General features: G+C 40.9%; 6 protein-coding genes. All 6 read right to left on the reverse strand.

Annotated elements, in window-relative coordinates; all coding sequences use genetic code 11:
- Window positions 1-585: 585 nt before the first annotated feature.
- A complete protein-coding gene (locus CXF78_RS05915) occupies window positions 586-2,508 on the reverse strand; it encodes a bifunctional diguanylate cyclase/phosphodiesterase (RefSeq protein ID WP_102036255.1) in 1,923 nt (640 codons plus the stop codon).
- 7 nt (window positions 2,509-2,515) lie between these two features.
- Entirely contained in the window at window positions 2,516-3,166 is a 651-nt protein-coding gene (locus CXF78_RS05920; protein ID WP_011635920.1) for a transglutaminase-like cysteine peptidase, read from the reverse strand.
- Between the two features lie 82 nt (window positions 3,167-3,248).
- A complete protein-coding gene (locus tag CXF78_RS05925) occupies window positions 3,249-3,851 on the reverse strand; it encodes an OmpA family protein (RefSeq protein ID WP_102036256.1) in 603 nt (200 codons plus the stop codon).
- Entirely contained in the window at window positions 3,851-5,203 is a 1,353-nt protein-coding gene (locus tag CXF78_RS05930) for a TolC family outer membrane protein (RefSeq protein ID WP_374702272.1), read from the reverse strand. The genes CXF78_RS05925 and CXF78_RS05930 overlap by 1 nt, the downstream gene beginning before the upstream one ends.
- Before the next feature lie 79 nt (window positions 5,204-5,282).
- The gene (locus tag CXF78_RS05935) at window positions 5,283-6,665 is read right to left on the reverse strand and encodes an HlyD family type I secretion periplasmic adaptor subunit (protein ID WP_011635923.1); all 1,383 of its coding nucleotides are present in this window, start codon (window positions 6,663-6,665) and stop codon (window positions 5,283-5,285) included.
- Window positions 6,662-7,283, reverse strand: a 622-nt coding sequence (locus tag CXF78_RS05940) for an ATP-binding cassette domain-containing protein (RefSeq protein WP_145991379.1), incomplete at its 5' end; no start/stop codon positions are given. The genes CXF78_RS05935 and CXF78_RS05940, both read right to left, overlap by 4 nt.

Below are 7,283 nucleotides of genomic sequence, written 5' to 3' on the forward strand. Positions count from 1 at the left end.
ATTAACAAAAAAGCCACTCTAATGAGTGGCTTTTTTGTTTTTCGCGATCTGATTGGTCATTATAATCGTATATTTGATTACTTAATATTGTGCATTAAAAGTGATGAATACCAATTACATCAGCTATTTATATTCGCTACCCTCATTAACTATTCATATTAATGGCGCTAACAGGGCTGACATACAATATTCCATGTCGTTTCCATATCTTTTAACCGCAACGTTGTAGCGTATCTGTTGAAAGGGGTGGTTGATACAATCCCGACAACGATAACGATAGACATAAATGCCTCTACACTGCTATTTAGGTTGTCAGAGTCGTGCCATGGCATGGCTAAACTCCATAGAGCAAGCCTTGGTAGTCGATTAAGTCGCATCACGCCTGTGGAGTTGACTGACTCATGCTTAAGCTTGAATGAGTTCTCCAGAGCCGCGTAGTACGGCTAGTACAGTGTTATCACTGCTTGGATAACCTCATAGATGACCTTAGTGAGTTTGTCGTCTATCAATAACTCTGAATATAAAAAACCACTCCGAAGAGTGGTTAGTCTTAGTTGGTCCAACTGCTTGATATTACTTAGAGACTTAGAGCTTCACATTGACCGGTGGTACAATAAAGCCTTGATAAGCATCGACTCTGAGTTCAGTAAATCGTGTTAACTGCTTTGCTTCTTGGATCCCCGTGACAATCACTTGAATATCTAATCCTTTAGCTACATTCACTAAAGCACGACATAATTCACTGTTGTGTTGATTCTCTTCAATATAAGCAAATGACTGGTCTAGTTTGACATAATTTGGACGCAGGCTTTGTAAGTAGGCCATTGAGCCGAATTGACGCCCAAAATGATCGATACCATACTGAGCACCAGAATCTCGAATGACTTTGCAGAGATTTTCGCAAGATTCTAAATCGCTATATACACTCGCCTCTGGGATTTCAAAGCAAATACGTTCAGCGTATTTATTTGCCCGAAGAAACTGCTTTAGCCAAAGATGAAAATCAACATCGCTTATGCTCTGATAAGTAAGGTTGATGGCGACGCGTTCATAATTGCGCTCGAGTAAACGATGTTCATTGACTGTTTCTATTAAACAACGATCGAACATAGTGCCTAGTGAAAGTAATTCTATGTATGGTACAAACTGACCTGCGTGCAAGATTGTGTCGCCAATTTGCAGTTGGCAATATAGCTCACGCTGACAAATTTCATCTTTGGCACAAAGTTGGATCGGCTGCCAACGAAATTGGAATTTTTTGTTCTTTATGGCATGACTTAAATTATTGCGCCATTCTTCACGGGTAAACAGCTGCTTTTGGGTGTTCTCAAACCAATGGAACACTTTGTCGTCTTTAATGGACTGCTGGAGTGCGTTATCTGCTTGTGCCAACATATCTGACACTGTCATTTGTCCTAGGCGTTCTGCGACACCAATATAAAACTGTTCGTTTGGTTTACAGCCAGCTTTAGATATTTCTTTATTAACAGTACGTATGAGGCTTTGTAAATACTTAGCCAGTTGGTCATGTTCACAGTCTTCAACAAGGAAGGCGAATTCATACGCTGCAATACGGGCGATAACAGAAGAAGCTATTTCATCTTGATGATGTTGCAGCTTTTCAGCCAGTATGCGAATAGTCTCATCGCGAACTTGGAAACCGTATTTGCTATGTACATCCTCTAGCCAATCCATTTTGACTAAGTAAAGTGCGCCTGTACTGGGTTCGCTTAACCAACCATTAACTCGACTGACCATATATTGTCTATTTGGTAGCCCTGAGACTTGATCAACAAGATTTTTCTTTCTTAATGCAGAGACTTCTTCGTCAAGAGAATTAAATACTTGTTTTAATTGCGCTGACATACTGTTAAATGCGTTGACTAGCTCTTTAAGCTCCCTCGTTTTTGGCGTTGGCATATCGGGGCCAAATTGTTGTGCTGCTATTTGCTTGGCATGTAAGGAAAGTGTGTTTAAAGGTTTTAAAATCCAGCTTAATCCCACTCGCGCAAATATGATGGCGATAAGAAATAAGATTGAAAATAGAATAATTATGTCGGAAATAATCCGCCATAATTCCTGATAGCCAAACCCTGGGTGAGCTGTAATTTCAAGTGTAGCAAGCTGTAACCAACCAGAGGTAATAGTGGTTTGTTTTTTAATGGTTTTAAACAGGTTGAGATCAATAAACCATTGGGGAATATTTTCGACTCGAACAGAGTTATTCCACACTTGTTGCTTACCATCCACTAACCAAGTTAATTTGATTTGTTGATAATAGCCGCCTTCAAAAATAACATTGACTAATGTTTCTGCACCGGCATCATCACCAGCTTCTAAAACAGGAGTGAGCATTAATCCTAATGAATTACTGGCATTATTGAGATCAGATTCCATTTGTTTGGATAAGAAACCTTGGGTTTCTGAAAATTGTACATAGGCTACGCTTGCAATCGTTAACAAGAAAAGCCCGAAAAGTAACGCATAGATCTGCCTGAACAAGGTCATGTTGTCACTACTCCATGTTGAGTTTGGGTTGGCGTAAGCGGTCTACACCTAATCTAAGTTTAAGGTCAGTCCATTTTTCAAGGCGTGATGATGAACCAGCTAACACACCTCGGCCTCTTTCTTTGTTTAGCCATAATTGTTTACCGTTAAAACTGTAAACAGGCAGAAGATCTTTTCGTTTTGTTGCCAATTTTATGGTTTTATCCAAATTATCGAGTACTAACGGGATCGAGTTAGGCTTTTCATAATATGCTAAAACCATATGATACTGATTCAACGATGTGGCTTTTACCATAGTGATCCTAAGTTTATCTTCAGGAATACCTAGCTGGAGAAGGGTAAAATACTTTGCGATTGAGAAGTCTTCACAATCCCCTCCGTTAACCCCAATAAACTCCATCGGTGATGCCCAATAATTGGAATCACCCCATAGTGTTTGATCATCAATGAATCGAAATAAATTAAAAAACTGATTAACTTTTTCTAACTTATCAATTTCAGCAAGTTGTTGCGAATCATTGACAATTTTAAACCAAGCATTTGCTCGTAATCCAGCTCGATCGCCATAGCGTTTCGATAATGCTGAAACGGTTTTTTGCTGATTTAATTCTTGTGTCGGTGCGGCATATAAACATGAAACTAAAAGGGCCGATGTCATAATAAAAATATGACAGACCCTTTTATGCAACAATGTCGTTACTTTGCTGTCGTCGCGACTCAACTAATCAATGCCTTGTCCGTTAGTCAATCTGCTCATCAACTGTGTAGATATTCCATCTCATTTCTGGAATGGTGTCATCGGCTGTGACTTCCGCTACCACACGGCGATTACGTTCTTCTGCTTCTGGTGTACCACTGTTATCGATAGGGCGATCAAAACTATAACCCGTCGCGTTTAGACGGCTTGGATCGATACCAAATGTGTTTTCTAACACTTCAATAACCGCTTTAGCGCGTTTTTGAGATAACGCTAAATTAAGCTCATAGCTACCGCGTTTACTTGTATGACCTTCAATCGTTACCTTAGTGGTAGGGTAGGTTGTCATAACATTAGCGACGCGTTCAATTTGGTTATAATACTGAGGTTCGATAACCACGGAATTATTACTAAATAGGATTTTTAAGTCTTGGCGTTCATTGATATCTTTGATGCTACCACAACCATAGTTGTCGACAGCAGCGCCAATGAGCGTGCCCGCACAACGCTCTCTGGCCATTATCACACCATCACGATCACTGTCGGCAAGATCAAAATTTTGTTGTGTAGAAGCATTAGACTCGACAATATCGTTTACTGAACAACCTGTTGTAATCAATGCGAGTAAAATTATCAAATATTTCATTATTTAACACCTCCCTCATATTCACGCTCACCACGCCATTCTCCTGGACGTGTAACTCGAAGTGAGTCCAGTAGATCTCCTGTCGCATTCAATACTCGATAGCGAGCTGCAATTTCATCATACTCGGTTTGCAAGTAATCCTTACGCGCTTCAAATAGTTCATTCTCGGTATCGAGCAAATCGAGCAGAGTACGTTGGCCCAAGTTAAATTGTTGCACATAAGCCACTTGAGTCTGCTTTGCTGCCACAACATGTTCACGGATGAACTGTTTTTGTGGGGCTAGCATTTCATAAGCATTCCAAGCTAAAGAAACACCCTCAACAACTTGGCGGTAAGCACGTTGTTGGATCTCTTTTGCTTCGTTGACTTTATAGGCTGTTTCTCTGTCTTTTGAGACGTCTTTACCACCTGAGAAAAGGTTATATTTAACTCGAACCATAGCAACTAAATCATTGTTATAGCCGTTAACATTTTGGCTGTTAATTGCGCTGTAGCCATCTTCACCGTCAGTATCATTATTCCAGTTACCATTAAGTTCCAGGCTTAATTGTGGAAAATAGTTGGCTTGGGCTGAGCTACGCTCTTTTTTTGCGGCATTAATATCGCTTTCTGCTGATTTTAATACTGGGTGTTTCGATTTTGCTGCCATGAGGCCTTTATCTAAACTTTTTGGTAGCATATCGGCATCAGGCACTGGCAATATTAAGTCATCAGGCTTTGCTTCAACAATTCTGATATAAGCTGCTCGAGCATCTTCTAAATTGTTTTGAGCCGAAATCACATTGGCGTTTGCGCGGGCAAGACGACCAGTGATTTGCGATAAATCGGCAATTGATCCTAAACCAGAGTCAGTGCGCTGTTTTATTTGATCGTAAATCTCTTTATGACTCGCAAGGTTTCTCTCGGAAAGTAATAATACTTGTTCACTACGGATGTAGTTCAAGTAGACCTTTGCAACATCCAATGCCATATCTTCAGCTGCAGCAAATAATGCCCACTGGTCAGCACTAGCTTCAAACGAATAACGATCGACTTCGCTACTAGTATAAAAACCATCAAACAGCATTTGTTTGATACTAAAACCGGCTTCGCCACGTTCTAAATCAATCATACCGTCATTATCAACATCGCCTTGGCCTACCTTACGACGAGTTGAAGGGCTATCGGTTTGCTCCCAGCCATAGCCCGCAGAAATATCTACGGTTGGCATATAGCCTGCTACTGCTTGATTAACTTGCTCTTCGCGCGCTTTAAAACGATTAAAAGCAATACGTAAGTCTGGGTTTGTGTCTAGCGTATGCGCAACAGCTTGCTCAAGAGTCTGGCTTGAGGCAGTTGGCGAGACCAACATTAATAAAGCAAGAGCAACAGCGCTTAGCTTTATTTGTTGATTTATAATAGTTGTCATTAAAAAACCCTCCTGGTTCTTCTTAGCGCTCTCTAAGGGCGGTATCTTTCGCTCTTAAAATTGGATTTAAAATGTACTCAAGTATGGATTTCTTTCCCGTAATGACATCTACTGATGTGAGCATTCCAGGGATTATTGGCATCTCTGTGCCATCGTCTTTCATTAAACTGGATTCTTGTGTTCGCACTTTTACAATATAGAAGCTGTTGCCTTCTTCATCCTGTGATGTATCGGCACTAATGTGTTCAACGGTTCCTTTTAGCCCGCCATAACGGGTAAAGTCATATGCGGTGACTTTTACGATAGCGGGTAATCCTGGATGTAAAAAAGCAATATCTTTAGGAGTGATTTTGGTTTCTATCAGCAGTTTATCTTCTGATGGAACAATTTCCATAATCTCTTCGCCTGGCTGCACAACGCCACCTAAGGTATTAAAGTTAATTTTTTTAATTGTTCCTATAACCGGAGAGGCAATGACAGCTTTACTGACCTTATCAAATGCGCCTTTTTGTGCCTGATTCATACGTGATAATTTGGTTTGCATTTCATTAAGCTGTGCACGTAAATCAGTGGCATAAACAAATACGGCTTCTCGGCGCTTTAAGATGGCTTCATCCATAGACGCTTTCACTTTTGGACGCAAGAGTCTAACCGATTGTAGTTCACCTTGAATATCATTTACCGTACGCTCAAGTTTGAGCAGTTCAACTTCAGGAACAATGCCTTTACGAGCCAATGGGCGAGTTAACTCAAGCTCGCGAGATACTAATTGATAACTTGTCGTAAGGGTACTAATTCTAGAGGCTAACTCTTCAATTTCTTGTTGGCGCTGTTGGATCTGACGTACAAGAATTTCTAATTGGTTGCTTAAATTATCCAATCGAATCGAATATTCTTCTTGTTGACGCTTAACCAGTTCTGGCTCTTCGTCAATAATGGTCTGCGGAAATACCAAGTTCTGTTTGGTTATTTTTACCTGTTGGCGCCAGTCTGAAGACATATCTGAAATAATAATACTGTCTAATTCAGTGCGCATGCGAATAATATTAGTTTGTAATCCGAACACTTCTTGTTCTTGTTGGTCGAAATCTGAGCGGAACCGAGTGTCGTCAATCCGGGCTAAAGGTTGTCCTTTAGTGACTATCCCCCCTTCTTGGACATAGATTTCCTGTAAAATTCCGCCATCTAGACTTTGGATAATTTGAATCTGTGACGACGGAATCACTTTACCGGTTCCTGATGTCACCTGATCTAATTCGGAGAAGTAAGCCCAAATAAAAAAACACACCATCATGGCGGCCAGTGACCAAATGATAAGACGATGTCCTGACGGGGCATCGGTCATCATGGCACCATAAACGTCATCAACCATTTCTAAGTCGGCTACGGTAAGATGCTTACTCATGAGTTTTGGGCTCCAGCAATTGTCCCTGCATTGAGTTTAGCTAGGACTTCATCTTTAGGACCATCAGCCACTATATGACCACGTTCGAGCACAATAATGCGATCGACTAGATTTAATAAATGCATCTTATGGGTAATGAGTAATAATGTTCTGTCGCGACTAACCAGTTGCATTGAGCGAATAAACTGTTTTTCTGCTCTAGCATCTAAGCTGGCAGTCGGTTCATCCATTAATAATATCGACGGATCATTCAATGTTGCTCTGGCTAAGGCGACGGTTTGCCGTTGGCCACGACTGAGTGACAAGCCTCCTTCACCAACTTGTTGATCTAAGCCTTCGGACTCTAGGTTAGTAAACATACTGACACCAGAAAGCTGGATAGCTCTTATTAACTGATGTTCAGTCACTTGCCGAGAACCGAATAAAATATTGTCGCGAATAGTACCGTGAAACAAGGTGACGTCTTGAGGTAAATAGCCAAAGTTACGTCTAAGATCGCTTGGGTGAATTTGTCCTGCATCTAGGCCATCATAGCGAAGGCTACCTTGAGTCGGTTTGTACAGTCCGAGTAGTAATTTGGCTAGAGTGCTTTTACCTGAGCCATTACGGCCGATAATG

Origin of the sequence: Shewanella sp. 11B5 (assembly GCF_002836795.1) — a bacterium.
Lineage (GTDB): Bacteria > Pseudomonadota > Gammaproteobacteria > Enterobacterales > Shewanellaceae > Shewanella > Shewanella frigidimarina.

Coding starts and splice junctions, on each gene's coding strand:
- CXF78_RS05915 (WP_102036255.1), bottom strand. CDS start 2,508: ATGACCTTGTTCAGGCAGATCTATGCGTTACTTTTCGGGCTTTTCTTG.
- CXF78_RS05920 (WP_011635920.1), bottom strand. CDS start 3,166: ATGACATCGGCCCTTTTAGTTTCATGTTTATATGCCGCACCGACACAA.
- CXF78_RS05925 (WP_102036256.1), bottom strand. CDS start 3,851: ATGAAATATTTGATAATTTTACTCGCATTGATTACAACAGGTTGTTCA.
- CXF78_RS05930 (WP_374702272.1), bottom strand. CDS start 5,203: ATGTTGGTCTCGCCAACTGCCTCAAGCCAGACTCTTGAGCAAGCTGTT.
- CXF78_RS05935 (WP_011635923.1), bottom strand. CDS start 6,665: ATGAGTAAGCATCTTACCGTAGCCGACTTAGAAATGGTTGATGACGTT.